This window comes from Pseudoalteromonas sp. SG43-7, from assembly GCF_014164295.1.
GTDB classification, from domain to species: domain Bacteria; phylum Pseudomonadota; class Gammaproteobacteria; order Enterobacterales; family Alteromonadaceae; genus Pseudoalteromonas; species Pseudoalteromonas rhizosphaerae.
Genome location: NZ_JACJEY010000005.1, coordinates 68,896 through 83,811, shown reverse-complemented (window position 1 = coordinate 83,811; position 14,916 = coordinate 68,896). Strand labels below are relative to the sequence as shown.

The window sequence follows — 14,916 nt, the reverse complement described above, 5'->3', positions numbered from 1 at the left end:
GATATGTTATGTATTATTGTATTTATTGGTGATCATAAATTAAGTGCGAGACTAATATAGAACTTCAACACCCAAAATAACAACAACTCGATTACATTAAAATTACAAAGGCAAATAGAAAACCGAAAAAAATAACACTAAACATCTGTTTTTAATGTTTAAAAACTGAAAAGTGAAAATGTAAATGTTTGTAAACAAATAGAACTAAAGCACACCAATATACCTAAAAGGGAACCAATGAACTCTGATGTTATAAATATTTTAACAATGGCAAAAGTAATCCAAACAGCCGTTGCGCCGGTTTTTTTAATTACTGGTATTGCTGCTACGCTGGGCGTTTTATCTAATCGCTTAGCTCGAATTACCGACCGTGCTCGTCAACTTGAACGAAAATTAAAGGTAAGTACCGATGAAGAGTTTAATTCATCGCTAACAACCGAGCTACGAGCACTGCTGAAACGCTCTCGCTGTATCCATATTGCCTTTAGTTTAAGTGTATTAAGTGCGGTACTTGTTTGCGCCGTGGTCATGCTGTTATTTTTGTCTCATATCCAATCAGTTAATTTAGGTGTTTCCATCGGCAGTTGTTTTGTTGGCGCAATGGCACTACTTATTTGTGCATTTATGTCATTACTGGGTGAAGTATTTTTAGCAACCCGTAGTATGCGCAGAGGAATGATCTTTGCTGACATTGATATAAATAATTAAGGCATGATCTTAGTTTTATAATTCAATAACAGTTCAGTTTAACCGCAATACACTTGAATAATCTGACTTGCTGATATACAACAGCTGCTATACAAGCAATGAATTACATATAAGGGGCAAAAGGAATGAAGTTAAAGCAATTATTTTTAGGTGCAACACTTTGTGCACTAACATTTGGTGCAACAGCAAACTCTGTATTTGAAGAGCCTAGTGACGCCATTGAGTACCGCCAAGCGGCGTTTTCAATGATCCGTGTCCAAATTGGTGATATGGGTGACATGCTAAAGGGCAAAGTACCTTTTGATGCTGAGCGTTTTAAGCACCGTGCAAATAATGCCGCTGCATTATCAAAAATGCCATGGGAAGCATTCGTTGCAGGCAGTGATAAAGGCGAAACATCTGCATTACCTGCTATTTGGAGCGATAACGAAACCTTTATGAAAAAAGCGGTAGCATTCCAACAATATGCTGATGAACTAGCCGTTGCCGCGCAAACAGGTGATAAAAAAGTAATTGCTAAAGCATTTGGCCCATGGGCTAAAGGCTGTAAAGATTGCCACACATCATTTAAAGACTAATCTTTAATGCGATCATCTTAAAACTAAAACGGCGCTTAATTAGCGCCGTTTTTGATCTGTTGAACCGTTTAACTAAACAAGTAAGCCACAGGTTCTGCGCCCCATGTCATCAGTAATGCCGCAAATACAACGACAAAAATAATTATCGCAGTCCACGGTGATTTTGTTAGCTCTTCATTACTATCATTATTTTTTTCAGCGGCATAGCCCGTAACCATTGCTTTGACTAAATTTTTGCCTTTAATGCGATAAATTACAATTGCCACAATATGGAGAATAATCGCGTACAACAATAAATCAAAGTTTTTATGATGCACCCAGCCGGCCCATTCAACTACATTACTTGATACATACTGCACTAATGGGCCATCTGTCAAAATGTCATCAGTGGTCATTAAGCCGCTTACTAACTGCGCCAGTAATAAAATAAAAAATGCCAACACCATGTAGCTGCCCGCTGCGCCATGGCCAGGTTTATTATCTGTTTGTTTAAATGATTTTAGTGCTGCGCTAGGTAAATGAAACAATGCACTTAACTTAGCTGTTTTGCTACCAATCAAGCCCCAAATAAGGCGTGTTACTAGTAGCGCTAAGGTGAAAAAGCCAGCCACAAAGTGTAATTCCATCATGCCTTCTTCAGCACTAAAATACAGCGCCGCAATTGCAATAACTAACAACCAATGGAAACTGCGAATAAACCCATCCCATACTTTAATTTTATGCATGCTTAACCTCTTTTGCGTAAAAGCTTATTATTTCAAACTTTTGTTAATTTAGCATCTTTGCTGTTCAGGGTTAATTGATCTATGGCAGACTAAGGGCATTAATTACCGTAATGAATAATATTAATGACACTTAGCACCAAACGCGCACTCCTAAAAGGCTTTTTAGATATGCTACCACTGTGTTTAGCAGTGATCCCCTGGGGGATTTTATGTGGTTCACTGGCAATACAAAATGGCTTTAGCGCATTTGAAACCCAAGCTATGTCATTATTAGTGTTTGCCGGTTCCGCCCAACTAGTCGCTATAGAGCTAATGGCTGGCAATACGCCTTTATTAACTATTTTATTCACCACCTTCATAATTAGCTCACGGCACTTTTTATACGGCTTAGCGGTGCGTCATAAAGTGATTGATCAGCCGCTGCGTTGGCGCTTACCGGTAAGCTTTGTACTCACTGATGAGCTGTTTGCGTTTTCCCATCATCGCAAAGCTTATCGAACTAAAACTCGCTTGATCTACGCGCTCAGTGCCGGCTTTAGCTTTTATATTACTTGGAACTTGTGGACATTAATTGGCATCGTAGCGGGCAGTCTGCTACCTGATCTCACTAATTTAGGCTTAGACTTTGCTATTGCTGCAACTTTTATTGCATTAGTAATTCCTGGTATTAAAAATCTCGCTACATTGGCAACGGTTGTAAGCGCTGGTGTTGTCGCTACCGTTTTAAAAAGCCAGGGGTTTGAACTATGGTTAGTAGCCGCGGCACTATCGGCGATGACTATCGGTTACCTTATTAGCCGTATCCAAGATAAATTGGAGCATAACTGATGATGAGCACTATTTTACTTATGGCGTGTATTACCTTTTTTACCCGTTACTTATTTTTACATCGTGACCTACCATTTAAAGTTGGCCCGAAAATGCAGCAGTTTCTAAGTTTTAGCGCACCGGCGGTACTTACCGCGATTTGGGTACCTATAGTGTTTGTAACAGATGAGGGAATAAATTTAGATTGGCAAAACCCATACCTCAGTGCGGCAATAGCAGCCATTATTGTCGCGTATAAAACGCACAACATTTACTACACAACACTGGTTGGTATGGGTTTATTTTTGATCTTAAATTAGCACATTAGTAATGCGCTAAAAGTAGCTTTAAACGCTGGCTAATAAAATAGCACGGCTTTTATCTAGAGTGACCTGACCACGTTCGCCAATAGCCGTCATACCGTGGCGTTCAAGTTGCTCAACAATTTTATCAGCGACTTCTTCGCCTAAGTTATAATCACTTAAACGCGTTGGCATATTCACACTGTGAAAAAACGCTTCAGTTGCATTAATTGCTTGTTCAATTGCTGCATCTTCATCACTGATATCTAATCCTAAAACGCGTTCTGCGTACTGTAAGATTTTACCGCGCTTAGTTTCTGTTTGCTCAGCCATCATACGAGGTAATACAATCGCAAGCGTTTGCGCGTGGTCAAGGCCATACATCGCAGTCATTTCATGGCCCAACATATGAGTGGACCAATCTTGTGGTACACCCGCTCCAATTAAGCCGTTTAATGCCATCGTTGCTGACCACATAATATTTGCACGTACTTGATAGTTATCAGGCTCACTGAACGCTTTAGGGCCCTCTTCGATTAAGGTCATTAAAATACCTTCAGCGAAACGGTCTTGCAGCTTAGCACCTACATCGTAGGTTAAATACTGCTCCATAGTATGCACAAATGCATCAACAATACCGTTCGCCACTTGGCGCTCAGGCAATGAAAAAGTCACTGCAGGGTCGAGTACTGCAAATTTTGGCAATACAAATGGACTAGCAAATGCAAGTTTTTCGTGAGTGTCAAGATTTGAAACAACACTATTGCCGTTTGACTCAGAGCCCGTTGCAGGTAACGTTAATACCACACCAAGAGCAATAGCAGATTTAATCTCGCCACCTTTTGATAAAATATCCCATGGCTCGCCGTCATAATTAGCTGCTGCGGCAATAAATTTACTACCATCAGCGACTGAACCACCACCAACTGCAAGAATGTAATCAACTTGCTTTTCTTTAACCAAAGCAACGGCTTTCATACATGTTTGATAACTTGGGTTAGGCTCAATACCGGCAAACTCAAACCACGTATGTTCACTTAACGCATCGACGACTTGATCATAGACGCCATTACTTTTAATACTGCCGCCACCATAAGTAACTAATACTTTTGCGTCTGCAGGGATCTCATTTTTAATTAAAGCGATTTGTTGTTCGCCGAAATGAATTTTGGTTGGGTTTGCAAAACTGAAATTTAACATGCTTGCTCCATTGCTTAGAGATGCTCATTATTTAGTGTGAGCTAAAATTTGGTGACCATCTAATTGTAGGGATTTAAGCATTAATTTAAAGACTAAGCTCAGAGAATCACTTTTGCACAGCTGCAACAATAGATGGTATAAACTATAATTACTTAATATTTGAGAACTAAATTATGTGGCATGGCCTTGATGAATTTTTACATGTGGTTGAACATGGCAGCTTTACCAAAGCAGCCAAAGTCATGGAAGTATCAACTTCACATATTAGCCGCCAAGTACAGCAACTTGAAAACCGCTTAGGCTCATTGCTATTTCAACGTACTACCCGAAAAATAAGCCTCACCGATGCCGGCCGCGAATATGCCGTAAAGCTCAAAGCAATTAAACAAGAGCTAATTGATGCTAATAATCAACTGCAAGGTGAGCAACGTAAACCCAAAGGGATCATTAGAATTTCTGGTGCTGGTGAATTTGTTGCATGTCATGTAGCACCTAAAATTGTTGAGTTTGTAAAACGCTACCCTGAGGTTGAAGTAGATATGGACTTCAACAATCGTAATGTCGACTTAGTTGAAGAAGGTTTTGATTTAGCGATCCGTTTTGGCCGCATGCAAGACTCTAACTTAATTGCACGACCACTTAGCCCGCGAATCATGACTCTCGTTGCCAGTCCAGAATATTTAGCACATCACCCAACCCCAACTACGCCTCAACAATTAACCGCTCATAATTGCTTAATTGCCATGGGGAAACGTTGGCGATTTAATTTTGCCGGCGATATTAAAGAGGTAAAAGTTGCCGGCAACTGGCGCAGTAACCATCCGCGCGCACTATTATCTGCGACATTAGCAGGCTTAGGCATTGCCCATTTAGCCACTGATATTGTTGATAAGTATATTGAAAACGGGCAACTAATTACCTTACTTGATGAGTTTCAGGTAACAGACAATGCCTCTTGGTTAGTGTATCCACGTAAAGATTTAATGCCGTACAGAGTGCGATTATTGATTGAACATTTACTCACAAGCTTTAATCATGCAAGTTAAAATAAAATGGTCTATGCAATATGATGATAATTTAAGCTGTATGTCTGTCACAACTCAGGATAGAATTTAACAAACAACAATAACAAGAGAGCAACATGAACGACTTCTATCAACTTTCAGCCAGCAATCTGCAAGGCCAAAGCATTGATTTTTCAGATTTCGCAGGCAAAGTTGTGTTAATTGTCAACACTGCTAGTAAATGTGGCTTCACTCCACAGTACGAAGGTTTACAACAATTACATGCAAAATACGCTGATCAAGGGTTAGTAATTATTGGTTTTCCGTGCAATCAATTCGGCAAACAAGAGCCTGGCGGCGCAAAAGAAATAGCGCAAGGTTGTTTAATTAACTACGGTGTTGATTTTGTGATGATGAGCAAAATTGATGTTAATGGCGAAAACGCCCACCCCGTATTCAGGCATTTAAAATCAGCCTTACCTGGATTTTTAACCCGCAAAATAAAATGGAATTTCACTAAGTTTTTAGTTGGCCGCGACGGCGAGGCAATTAAACGCTTTGCACCATTTACCAAACCGCAACAAATCGAAGGTGCTATTATCAAAGCCCTTAAAAGCAGTAATATCTAAACTCTAAAAGCAATAAAGAGGCAAATTGCCTCTTTATTTAAATTATCTCTTAGTCGTTTAAATACTCATCTAAGTCATCATCGCCCAAGTTTTTACGCAAGCGTTTTTGCTCAAGGTAGTCTTCCAACTTTTTCTTAACCTTTTGCTTATTCTTGTCGTGTTGATTACGCCCGACCATTTCGTACTCGTCTTCAACAAAATCGTCATCTAGCGCATCGTAACTAAATGTCTTACCCACAACCCACTCCATAAAGTGTTTGAGACCAATTAAGGATTTTTTATCACTATCATTGGTAAATTAAAAATGTTCAGCACTATTTCACCGTATGAAAAAGCACCAAAATAAAGCCATAACGCAATTCTAAAATAGTGTTATGTCGATATTGTGAATAAATAGCGCTAAATTTGAGTTCTGGAAAGTGAGAGTTTTTTATCGAAACGATAAGTATCTTTTATGTATTAATGTAAATTAGTCAAAATGACTAAAAAATGGCTTTTTTATAACATTTAAATGTAATTAAAAAAGGGAAAAAAACAATTAACTCATTGTTTTTAAATGCCAATAATTATTGGCATTAAACTTGATAAGTATTAAATACGTTAAATGCGTACTGGTCATAATCAACAAATTAGCAGGAAATAAAAATGAAAAAATTACTATTAATAAGTTCTTTATTCATTGCCACAGGGGCAATGGCACACAATGATAATGAGACGAATATTTCTTTTAGCGGCGACACATGTGACGTTGAATTTAAAAATGATGTGCGTATTAAGCCAAATGAATTAGAAATTTTTACAGCTGATAACCACACTATGACTTTTATAAATAGTGGCGAGTTAATGATTGATGGCCAAACTTTGGCACTCAACAGTCAACAACACCAAGCGATCAGTAATTATTCAGACAGTCTGCGTAGCCAATTACCAGAAGTCGCGAACATTGCTCTTGAAGGCGTTAAAATTGCCGGGGTCGCCATTGAAGAAGTCGCCAATGCATTTAATATCGATGGCCTAGATAGCATTAATGAATTAATGGCTGATATTCAGGTAGAAGTACAAAACACCTTTTACCAACAAGGCGCTTTTGTAATGGGCCAACAAAGCTTTAGCCAATTTGGCGAAAACTTTGAAAGCCAATTTGATGAGCAAATAGAAAGCGCTGTACAAGCTGCGATGATGCAATCGATGGGTAGTATTTTAATGGCTGTAGGTTCAGAACTAATGGGCTCTGGTGGCGATATGCAAGCCTTTGAACAACGCATGGAAAATATGGGAGCTGAAATTGAAGCCAAAGTTGAGCAACAAGCTAACCAACTTGAAAAACGCGCTGATGCACTGTGCGGTAATTTTTCAACCATTGCTGATCAAGAGCAACAATTAGTTAAACTAGTTCCAGAATTGAAAGACTACCAATTATTTAGTTATAAACAAAATAACTAACTTGAACTCAGGTTCTAAACGCTAAAAGTTTGATATCCCTTTAGCAGCACTCTTTTTTAAAGGTGCTGCTTTTTTATGCCATGCTATTTCTTCGCTAAATGCACTAACTCACCTAGCTTTATAATAGCTTGTTCAATTTTTTCACCCCATGGCAAACCATAACTTAATCGAATACAACTGCGATATTTATTAGTGGCTGAAAAAATATAGCCCGGAGTAATGCTAATGCCACTTTCTAATGCCAGTTGAAATAGTTTTACACTATCGTAAGCCGCACCTAAATCAATCCAGACCACACATCCGCCTTGCGGATCGCTGATCCTAGCGGTACTCGGAAAGGCCTGATGTAAACACCAGATCATTCGTTCTTTATTAGAACGTAGACGCTGTCGCAGTAGTTTTATATTACGATCATAATCACCACTGACTATAAATTCATATAACGTCCATTGATTGATCAGTGAAGTAGAACAACTCAATGCACGCTTATAGCGACGCGCTTTGGCAGCAAACTTTCCGGCAATCAACCAGCCAACACGATAACTCGGCGCCGCAGTTTTAGAAAACGATGCACAGGTTAATACCAACCCTTTTGTTGAGTAAGCCTGAGCGGGTGTACCACGCTGCGGGGTAAAATGTAAATCACCATACACATCATCTTCAATTAGCACCACATCTTGAGATTCCAATAACTCTACTAATTGTTTACGCTTATGATCAGGCATAAAACTACCCACAGGATTATTGATCGAAGTAGAGAACACACAGGCTTTAATATCGTGATCATGTAAAGCCTGGCTCAGATCATCAAGCCAGATCCCATCATCAGGACACAGCGGGATCTCGAGCGCCTTGAGGCCCAGGCTTTCGATCAATTCAATGATACCAAAATAACAAGGTGACTCGATCGCCACCACATCACCTACTTTAGTGACACATTTTAGCGCGATCGCCAGTGCTTCTTGAGCACCGTTGGTGATCACAAGTTCTTGCGAGTCAACACCAATGCCAAAATCTAAATAACGATGGATTAACTGCTTTTTCAATGGTGCAAAACCATCCATCGCACCATAATTTATGGCGCGACTGCCGGCAATCGACATAACCCGGCGCATCGTACGACTTAGCATTTTATCAGTTGGAGCGGCAGCAACAGGATTAGCAATGCCAAACGGTACGACATCGGCTTGATGAATTGCATCATACACTTGCTCAATTAATACCTGCATGTTGACCGAAACTGGCTCACGATTGAGTTTAACCCGCTTTGGCCGCGCTAACTGGGTATGTGCCGTTTTTAAAAAATAGCCTGACTTTTCTCGTGCTTCAACCAAACCTTGTGCCTCAAGTGATTGGTAAGCCAATTTCACCGTCGGAATACTGACATTCAGCTTAGTGGCCATTTTACGTAATGAGGGGAGTTTTTCGCCTGGTAATAGTGTCCCCTGCTCACTCAGCTCACGCACCAGCTGCATTACTTGCTGATATAAAAAGTCATGGTTGGTTTTGCTGATCACCAGCGACATAGTAGACACCTTAAAGCCGTACAATCTGTATAGGTTGCATTTATAGTTTTCTGTGTATGTTAAGTATACAGAAGTATCTTAAAATAAACACTTAATCGACATAATGGACCAAGGCCATGAAAAGTATCGTGCTTTATGCACTAACCGTTTTAATTTGGGGCTCTACCTGGCTCGCAATCGAATTTCAACTTGGCGATATCGCCGTTGAAGTTTCACTATTTTATCGCTTTAGTTTGGCTGCAATTCTAATGTGGGTATGGGTGAATATTAAAAAATTACCGATGAATTATAGTCGTCGCGATCATGGCTTTTTCGTATTACTAGCACTGTGTAACTTTGGCCTTAATTACTTAGTACTTTACTGGGCACAACATTATTTAACGTCAGCCATGGCATCAATCGCCTTTTCAATGTTGTTATTAATGAACATTGTAAATACCCGATTATTTTTTGGTAAACCCATCGCTAAACGTATTTATACGGGTGCATTGATAGGGGTATTAGGCATCATCAGTCTGTTTTGGCCACAATTACAGCAGTTCGACTTGAGTAATGGGGCGTTGGTCGGTTTGCTACTTGCCTTAGCTGGCACCTTTGTGGCTTCATTAGGGAATATGATCAGCGTGCGTAACTCTCAACAACGTATTGGCGTCATGCAGGGCAATGCATGGGGCATGTTATACAGCGCTATTGGTTTATTTGTATATGTAATCATCAGCGGTGCCGATTTTAGCCTGTCGGCCCCAGCAAGCTACTGGTATTCATTAGTTTATTTATCGGTGTTTGGGACGGTTATTGCATTTGCATGTTACTTTGCACTACTAAAAAATATCGGCCCAGAACGTGCCAGCTATGTGATTGTGTTATTTCCATTAGTTGCAGTGACTTTAAGTACATTATTTGAAGGTTTTAGTTGGCAAGCCAATACGTTTATCGGCTTTAGTTTAGTACTGCTTGGTAATGCTATTGTACTGACTCCAACAAAAAGAATTAAAGCGTTTATTGAGTCTAATAAAGCATCATTTGCTAATAAACGCTCCATCCCCAGTTAGAATGCGTATATACGCAACTAACGCCAAAAGCGCCTACTTGTTAGGCGCTTTTTTATTACTAACATATTACTCGTCATTTAGCATTGGGCATACAAAAACGCAACGCGAGCGGATGAATAGTCACCACCGCTGGGGTAACGCCTACCAGCTCACCATCTGCTTCGATTGGTAAATCAGGCGTATTTATATAAGCAATTTCTAAGCGCTGGTAGTTGAGCTCTTTCATACCGTGGTGCTTACGTAGCAATAAGCGCACAAAACTGTAGAGGTTACCTAACAAACCACGCGTAGGCACGCGATAGCACTCTAAATAGCCACTATTCAATTGTGCTTTTGGCGCTATCATCAACCCCCCACCAAAATAATGATGATTTGCAAATACAGTAATCAAATTACCATATTCGCATTGCTGCCCTGCAAAACTCCCAGCCAAGCGAGAAGGCTGATAAACGAATAAACACTTAAAGCCAGCTAAACTATAACTTAAAGCGGATAATGCAGGCTTGGTTTGCAATGCCTGTACTACATGCGCATCAAAGCCAACCCCCGCAATATTAATAAAGTAACGGCTATTTATTTGGCCAATATCGATTTTTACTTGATGCTCACTAAAAATAGCATTACGCCAAGCTGAGTTTGAACAGCCAAAGCCGCGTGCAAAATCATTACCCGTCCCCTGAGGCAATAACGCCAACGAGCAACTCAATCCCATCAATGCATTTACAGCCAAATGCAGGCTGCCATCACCACCGAGCACAACAACGCGCTTTTGTGACTGAGCCAAAACCGTTATTTTTTGGCAATCATTGGTAAAATGTCCTGTGGTGTAAAAAATAGTGTAACTAATTTGACGTTTTTGACACTGCTCTAATAACCAAGTGCAATTTTTTTTATGTTTTTTTTGCGTACTTGGTTTAATAATTATTAGCATCTGGATACCAGCCTATTCAAAAGTAGGGAAATAGACATTTTCAAAAAATAAATTAATCTGAATAATTAGTCACTTTATTTATTATCTAATGCATTAAAATATCAGTGGTAGTGTAATATTGCTTTTAAACAAGTGATTTAGGCGACTTTAAATTTCATAACCATGCATAATACTCAGTACGTACTATCTGAATCATACCTTAATAAAAACAATTCGGATTAGTTATTTCTATCCGACCACCCTAATTTTTATCGTTTTATTTTTGTGCAAAAAAAGCTCAGAATAGCCGTATTGTCAAAACAGACATAACCCGGAGCAAAGTAATGAACCCAGTAAATACATTAAACGAAAATGCAGCTACTCATGTTGCAGTAAAACCGACCAACCGCAAAGCAAAAATGCTTGCCAGACTTAACCGTTTCGGCAAAAAGCTAGCTCTTGGCGGCGCAGTTCAATACAAGTAATCACCCAACCATGATTACTTTAGCGGTGCAGCAAACACCCAACCACTAAATGAAACTACTTATTTAGCTCCCTCGTTTGCTGCAACCCCTTCTTTAAACTCCCTAAAAACTACTTTTTTATAAAAAAACCTCTTTTTTAGAACAAAAAAACAGCAAACGATCTTTTTCCTATTTACACACCCCAATCACCTGCGTATTATTCTTTCCCAACGGAGAGATGGCAGAGTGGTCGAATGCACCGGTCTTGAAAACCGGCAGGGGTTTATAGCCCCTCTAGGGTTCAAATCCCTATCTCTCCACCATTATTACATTTTGGTGGTTCACTCGATTATCAAAATGACAATTTATGCGCCGGAGAGGTGGCCGAGTGGCCGAAGGCGCTCCCCTGCTAAGGGAGTATAGGGTTTGTAGCTCTATCGAGGGTTCGAATCCCTCCTTCTCCGCCATTTAATAACGAAAAAAGCCCCGCAATTTATTGTGGGGCTTTTTTTGTTGTTAAAAATGGCAGAAGGCGGGTGAGAACCCTCGACCAGGGTTCGATAAAATTTCAGGAACATTTTAGGCCGCTGCAAGCGTCGCGAAGCGATTGGTTACATGGACGTAAGCAAGCCCATCCCCACGTTTGACACAAATTTCAGAATGAAAAGCCTATTGTTTTATGTCCGTAACCTTTACACCAATGAAGGCGGGTGAGAACCCTCGACTAGGGTTCGACCAAACTTTGTCTGGAACAAAGTTAAACGCACGCAGTGCGGCCAGAAAACTAAACTCTAGATCCCTTCCGCTAAGTTGTGTAATGTAATATCAAATAGAACACATAAGTCAGCTCTTAAACCAAATTCAAAAATCGTTCTGACTTTTCTTTTTAAAAACACCAAAATATTTTCTAAGGCTACAAGTTGAATAACAGTGAGGACAAAGAAAGTGGTATTTTATATGCAGTTTTTACAACTGTATTATTGTACTTCCTTTTCAAAATCACTTTAATTTACACAATAGTTTCAGACCGATATGCTTCTTGTCTAAGCTCTCGCTGGGACAACATTGAAGTAGTTATTACTCCTTTTTCAGCATTCTTAATTTTAGCAATATTGAGTTGTATTTGGTTGTTCCTTAGTTGTTTAAAATATAAAAAGAAAGTAGGTAAAGCAGCCTATCTAGTATTTTTTTTCGCAGCGATATTCTATTATTTTTGGTTTAAAGGTTTTTACGGCTTTTGGTTACTAATGGAGTATGAGCAGGACAAAATAACCCTATCTCAATTTTTTAACAAAACTGGGGGCGATGAGTTATTTAAATTATATGATGGGCATCACGAAATTCAGATATTGTGCCAACCATATAATCACAATGCAGATAAAAAACCGGATAACTAACTGATACATCATAGTAATGCAATAGGTTGCTACCTATTAAATCAATACTTTAACCTAGCCTAGGTATTCTCTCGTAACGATTGGGTGAGCAGGTAAAAATTCATCGCAGATAAACGGCCTTGTATTGATACAAGCCTGTAGATTATTTTTTTTTGTATGTTGTCGGGTTTCGCTGCGATCAAACTCACCTACAGTGCTTCTGTGTAAAACGGGTAAAGAGGCTAAACAGTCTCTTTATCTTAATAACCCAAACTAAACCCATCGGCATCTAAATGCGCCGGGAAACTTTGCTTAAAGAGCTCAAGCGGCTGTTTGCCCAAAGTGATAATAACAACATCAGCTTTGTTATCAGTAGCGGCTGCTAACGTATCACCTTTAAAGTCATATACAGCTGTGCCACCATTGTGTGCGACGCCATTAGCATCATCACCTATACGGTTAACCCCAATCACATAACACTGGTTTTCCATCGCCCGCGCCATCAATAGGGTATCCCATACTTTGCGTCGTGCCGCTGGCCAGTTGGCGACATTCACCATCACATCGTAGTCGTTGCGGTTACGCTGAAATACCGGAAAGCGTAAGTCGTAACAAACTTGCGGTAGAATTCTAAAGTCATTAAGGGTGAACACTTCACGTTGCAGCCCTGCGGTTACAAAATCGCCCTCTTTGCCCAAGCAAAATAAATGCCGTTTGTCGTAATATTTCACTTCGCCACTGGGCCATACCCAATAAAAGCGATTCGCTTTTTTATCGCCTTGCGTTACCAATACCGAGCCTGCAATTACCGCATTGCTTGATTTTGCCGACGCGATCATCCAATCAAGCACTTTGCCTTGCTTTAACTGATGATCCGGCTCTGCGCAATCAAGGTTAATAGCAAAGCCGGTGGCAAAGGTTTCTGGCAATAAAATAAGCTCTACTGATTTATCTACATCAGCTATTTTATTGCCAAAGTGTGCCAAGTTGCCGTCTTTATCTAACCAATTAAGCGATGTTTGTATCAGTGCTATAGTTAAAGTTGACATAAAATCTCCGCGGCTTGTAATAGCGTGGCGTCATTTTTGGCAAAGCATAAGCGAATAACTTTATCGTTGCTTGGTTGCTGATAAAACACGCTTAGTGGAATGGCTGCAACGCCTGCTTGTTCTACTAACCACTGGCAAAATTCTACGTCATTTAAATCTGATACATCGCTGTAATCAAGCAGTAAAAAGTAGGTGCCTTCACTTGGTAAAATGGTAAAGCGGCTATCTTTTAGTGCATTACTAAGTACATCACGCTTTTGTTGATAAAACTCACTGAGCTCATCCACATGCTCACCTTGCTGTTCTAACATATCAGCTAATGCATGTTGTGCCGGCGTAAAGCTTGAAAAAGTCACATATTGGTGAATTTTACGAAACTCGACCGCAAGTGCAGCGGGTGCGATGCAGTAACCCATTTTCCAGCCTGTGCTATGAAAAGTCTTGCCAAAGCTTGAGATCACAAAGCTGCGAGCAAACAATTCGTTATCACGCAGCACACTTAAATGTGGTTGCTGATCAAAAGTAATATGCTCGTATACTTCATCACTTATCAGGTATAAGTCATGCTTAATTACTAAGGCTTTTAGAGCATTAATATCGTGCTGTTTTAACGTTTTACCACTTGGGTTATGTGGGGTGTTGATTATAATAGCCCGCGTTTTGCTATTGATAGCCGCAGCCACCGTTTGCCAGTCAATTGCATAACTCGGAGCATGCAGAGCAATATTGACTGACTTACCACCGGCCAATTCAATCGCTGGCTGGTATGAATCATAAGCGGGGTCAAACACAATGACTTCATCACCTTCGCGCACCAGCGCCTGAATGGCAACAAACAAGGCCTCGGTCGCGCCAGAGGTTACCGTTACTTGCTGCGCGGCATCTATTTCAGCCGCATATTTTCGTTTTGCTAACTGGGCAATTTGTTGCTGCAGGCGCGGTACACCAGATGAAGGTGAATATTGATTCACTCCTTCAAGCACATAATGATTAAGCTGTTTTTTAAGTAGCTCAGGCGCATCAAACTCAGGAAACCCCTGCGATAAATTAATCGCTTCGAATTGATTTGCTAAAGCAGTCATTTGACTAAAAATACTGGTGCCTAAATTTGGCAATTTACTTTCAAACACTGGTTACCCTTAA

Annotated in this window: 17 protein-coding genes and 2 tRNA genes; 12 read left to right on the top strand and 7 right to left on the bottom strand. The window is 40.0% G+C overall.

Annotation, left to right across the window (positions count from 1 at the left end; all coding sequences use genetic code 11):
* The first annotated feature begins 237 nt into the window (after nucleotides 1-237).
* Together H5200_RS03470 and H5200_RS03465 are read left to right on the top strand one after the other, a co-directional pair.
* Entirely contained in the window at nucleotides 238-708 is a 471-nt protein-coding gene (locus H5200_RS03470) for a DUF2721 domain-containing protein (RefSeq protein WP_145240002.1), read from the top strand.
* A 125-nt stretch (nucleotides 709-833) separates the two neighbouring features.
* Nucleotides 834-1,286 (top strand): cytochrome c, encoded by a 453-nt coding sequence (locus tag H5200_RS03465; protein ID WP_149982199.1) that lies wholly within the window; start codon nucleotides 834-836, stop codon nucleotides 1,284-1,286.
* A gap of 68 nt (nucleotides 1,287-1,354) precedes the next feature.
* Here the strand turns inward: H5200_RS03465 and H5200_RS03460 are convergent, their stop codons facing one another.
* Nucleotides 1,355-2,011 carry a cytochrome b/b6 domain-containing protein gene (locus tag H5200_RS03460; protein ID WP_182717488.1) on the bottom strand — a complete coding sequence of 219 codons (657 nt, stop codon included), beginning with the start codon at nucleotides 2,009-2,011 and terminating at the stop codon, nucleotides 1,355-1,357.
* A 123-nt stretch (nucleotides 2,012-2,134) separates the two neighbouring features.
* Here H5200_RS03460 and H5200_RS03455 point away from each other — a divergent pair, with 123 nt between their 5' ends.
* A complete protein-coding gene (locus tag H5200_RS03455; protein WP_259398451.1) occupies nucleotides 2,135-2,839 on the top strand; it encodes an AzlC family ABC transporter permease in 705 nt (234 codons plus the stop codon).
* The gene (locus H5200_RS03450; protein WP_149982202.1) at nucleotides 2,839-3,138 is read left to right on the top strand and encodes an AzlD domain-containing protein; all 300 of its coding nucleotides are present in this window, start codon (nucleotides 2,839-2,841) and stop codon (nucleotides 3,136-3,138) included. Before H5200_RS03455 ends, H5200_RS03450 begins: the two co-directional genes overlap by 1 nt.
* A gap of 27 nt (nucleotides 3,139-3,165) precedes the next feature.
* Here the strand turns inward: H5200_RS03450 and H5200_RS03445 are convergent, their stop codons facing one another.
* On the bottom strand, nucleotides 3,166-4,320 hold the full coding sequence (locus tag H5200_RS03445) for an iron-containing alcohol dehydrogenase (RefSeq protein WP_149982203.1): 1,155 nt from the start codon (nucleotides 4,318-4,320) through the stop codon (nucleotides 3,166-3,168).
* 173 nt (nucleotides 4,321-4,493) lie between these two features.
* Here H5200_RS03445 and H5200_RS03440 point away from each other — a divergent pair, with 173 nt between their 5' ends.
* Both H5200_RS03440 and H5200_RS03435 read left to right on the top strand, forming a co-directional pair.
* Nucleotides 4,494-5,366 (top strand): LysR family transcriptional regulator, encoded by an 873-nt coding sequence (locus H5200_RS03440; protein ID WP_149982204.1) that lies wholly within the window; start codon nucleotides 4,494-4,496, stop codon nucleotides 5,364-5,366.
* Between the two features lie 95 nt (nucleotides 5,367-5,461).
* A complete protein-coding gene (locus tag H5200_RS03435; RefSeq protein WP_145240017.1) occupies nucleotides 5,462-5,953 on the top strand; it encodes a glutathione peroxidase in 492 nt (163 codons plus the stop codon).
* A 49-nt stretch (nucleotides 5,954-6,002) separates the two neighbouring features.
* On the opposite strand, the gene H5200_RS03430 is transcribed toward H5200_RS03435, so the two are convergent.
* Nucleotides 6,003-6,191 (bottom strand): PA3496 family putative envelope integrity protein, encoded by a 189-nt coding sequence (locus H5200_RS03430; RefSeq protein ID WP_145240019.1) that lies wholly within the window; start codon nucleotides 6,189-6,191, stop codon nucleotides 6,003-6,005.
* Nucleotides 6,192-6,598: 407 nt separating this feature from the next.
* Here H5200_RS03430 and H5200_RS03425 point away from each other — a divergent pair, with 407 nt between their 5' ends.
* Entirely contained in the window at nucleotides 6,599-7,396 is a 798-nt protein-coding gene (locus H5200_RS03425; protein WP_182739446.1) for a YggN family protein, read from the top strand.
* A gap of 83 nt (nucleotides 7,397-7,479) precedes the next feature.
* Here the strand turns inward: H5200_RS03425 and H5200_RS03420 are convergent, their stop codons facing one another.
* A complete protein-coding gene (locus H5200_RS03420; protein ID WP_182760951.1) occupies nucleotides 7,480-8,922 on the bottom strand; it encodes a PLP-dependent aminotransferase family protein in 1,443 nt (480 codons plus the stop codon).
* A 116-nt stretch (nucleotides 8,923-9,038) separates the two neighbouring features.
* Here H5200_RS03420 and H5200_RS03415 point away from each other — a divergent pair, with 116 nt between their 5' ends.
* A complete protein-coding gene (locus H5200_RS03415; RefSeq protein WP_145240025.1) occupies nucleotides 9,039-9,974 on the top strand; it encodes a DMT family transporter in 936 nt (311 codons plus the stop codon).
* Nucleotides 9,975-10,047: 73 nt separating this feature from the next.
* On the opposite strand, the gene H5200_RS03410 is transcribed toward H5200_RS03415, so the two are convergent.
* Complete coding sequence (locus tag H5200_RS03410) at nucleotides 10,048-10,905, bottom strand: diacylglycerol kinase family protein (protein WP_220496380.1); 858 nt, start codon at nucleotides 10,903-10,905, stop codon at nucleotides 10,048-10,050.
* A 323-nt stretch (nucleotides 10,906-11,228) separates the two neighbouring features.
* Between H5200_RS03410 and H5200_RS03405 the strand changes: the two genes are divergently transcribed.
* From H5200_RS03405 to H5200_RS03390, 4 genes are all read left to right on the top strand, one after another.
* Nucleotides 11,229-11,369 carry a hypothetical protein gene (locus tag H5200_RS03405; RefSeq protein WP_169019719.1) on the top strand — a complete coding sequence of 47 codons (141 nt, stop codon included), beginning with the start codon at nucleotides 11,229-11,231 and terminating at the stop codon, nucleotides 11,367-11,369.
* Nucleotides 11,370-11,580: 211 nt separating this feature from the next.
* Nucleotides 11,581-11,671: transfer RNA gene (locus H5200_RS03400), tRNA-Ser, on the top strand.
* Nucleotides 11,672-11,722: 51 nt separating this feature from the next.
* Nucleotides 11,723-11,815, top strand: a tRNA-Ser gene (locus H5200_RS03395).
* 453 nt (nucleotides 11,816-12,268) lie between these two features.
* The gene (locus H5200_RS03390) at nucleotides 12,269-12,745 is read left to right on the top strand and encodes a hypothetical protein (protein ID WP_182730731.1); all 477 of its coding nucleotides are present in this window, start codon (nucleotides 12,269-12,271) and stop codon (nucleotides 12,743-12,745) included.
* Between the two features lie 239 nt (nucleotides 12,746-12,984).
* Here H5200_RS03390 and H5200_RS03385 read toward each other — a convergent pair whose 3' ends face one another.
* Together H5200_RS03385 and H5200_RS03380 are read right to left on the bottom strand one after the other, a co-directional pair.
* The gene (locus H5200_RS03385) at nucleotides 12,985-13,773 is read right to left on the bottom strand and encodes an amidohydrolase (protein WP_182760950.1); all 789 of its coding nucleotides are present in this window, start codon (nucleotides 13,771-13,773) and stop codon (nucleotides 12,985-12,987) included.
* Nucleotides 13,761-14,903: a methionine aminotransferase gene (locus tag H5200_RS03380; protein ID WP_182760949.1), complete on the bottom strand. Its 1,143-nt coding sequence runs from the start codon at nucleotides 14,901-14,903 to the stop codon at nucleotides 13,761-13,763. Before H5200_RS03380 ends, H5200_RS03385 begins: the two co-directional genes overlap by 13 nt.
* Nucleotides 14,904-14,916 lie beyond the last annotated feature (13 nt).

Bases quoted from the DNA above. Each gene is read 5' to 3' on its own strand.
- H5200_RS03470 (WP_145240002.1), top strand. From the start codon at position 238: ATGAACTCTGATGTTATAAATATTTTAACAATGGCAAAAGTAATCCAA.
- H5200_RS03465 (WP_149982199.1), top strand. From the start codon at position 834: ATGAAGTTAAAGCAATTATTTTTAGGTGCAACACTTTGTGCACTAACA.
- H5200_RS03460 (WP_182717488.1), bottom strand. From the start codon at position 2,011: ATGCATAAAATTAAAGTATGGGATGGGTTTATTCGCAGTTTCCATTGG.
- H5200_RS03455 (WP_259398451.1), top strand. From the start codon at position 2,135: ATGACACTTAGCACCAAACGCGCACTCCTAAAAGGCTTTTTAGATATG.
- H5200_RS03450 (WP_149982202.1), top strand. From the start codon at position 2,839: ATGATGAGCACTATTTTACTTATGGCGTGTATTACCTTTTTTACCCGT.
- H5200_RS03445 (WP_149982203.1), bottom strand. From the start codon at position 4,320: ATGTTAAATTTCAGTTTTGCAAACCCAACCAAAATTCATTTCGGCGAA.
- H5200_RS03440 (WP_149982204.1), top strand. From the start codon at position 4,494: ATGTGGCATGGCCTTGATGAATTTTTACATGTGGTTGAACATGGCAGC.
- H5200_RS03435 (WP_145240017.1), top strand. From the start codon at position 5,462: ATGAACGACTTCTATCAACTTTCAGCCAGCAATCTGCAAGGCCAAAGC.
- H5200_RS03425 (WP_182739446.1), top strand. From the start codon at position 6,599: ATGAAAAAATTACTATTAATAAGTTCTTTATTCATTGCCACAGGGGCA.
- H5200_RS03420 (WP_182760951.1), bottom strand. From the start codon at position 8,922: ATGTCGCTGGTGATCAGCAAAACCAACCATGACTTTTTATATCAGCAA.
- H5200_RS03415 (WP_145240025.1), top strand. From the start codon at position 9,039: ATGAAAAGTATCGTGCTTTATGCACTAACCGTTTTAATTTGGGGCTCT.
- H5200_RS03410 (WP_220496380.1), bottom strand. From the start codon at position 10,905: ATGCTAATAATTATTAAACCAAGTACGCAAAAAAAACATAAAAAAAAT.
- H5200_RS03405 (WP_169019719.1), top strand. From the start codon at position 11,229: ATGAACCCAGTAAATACATTAAACGAAAATGCAGCTACTCATGTTGCA.
- H5200_RS03385 (WP_182760950.1), bottom strand. From the start codon at position 13,773: ATGTCAACTTTAACTATAGCACTGATACAAACATCGCTTAATTGGTTA.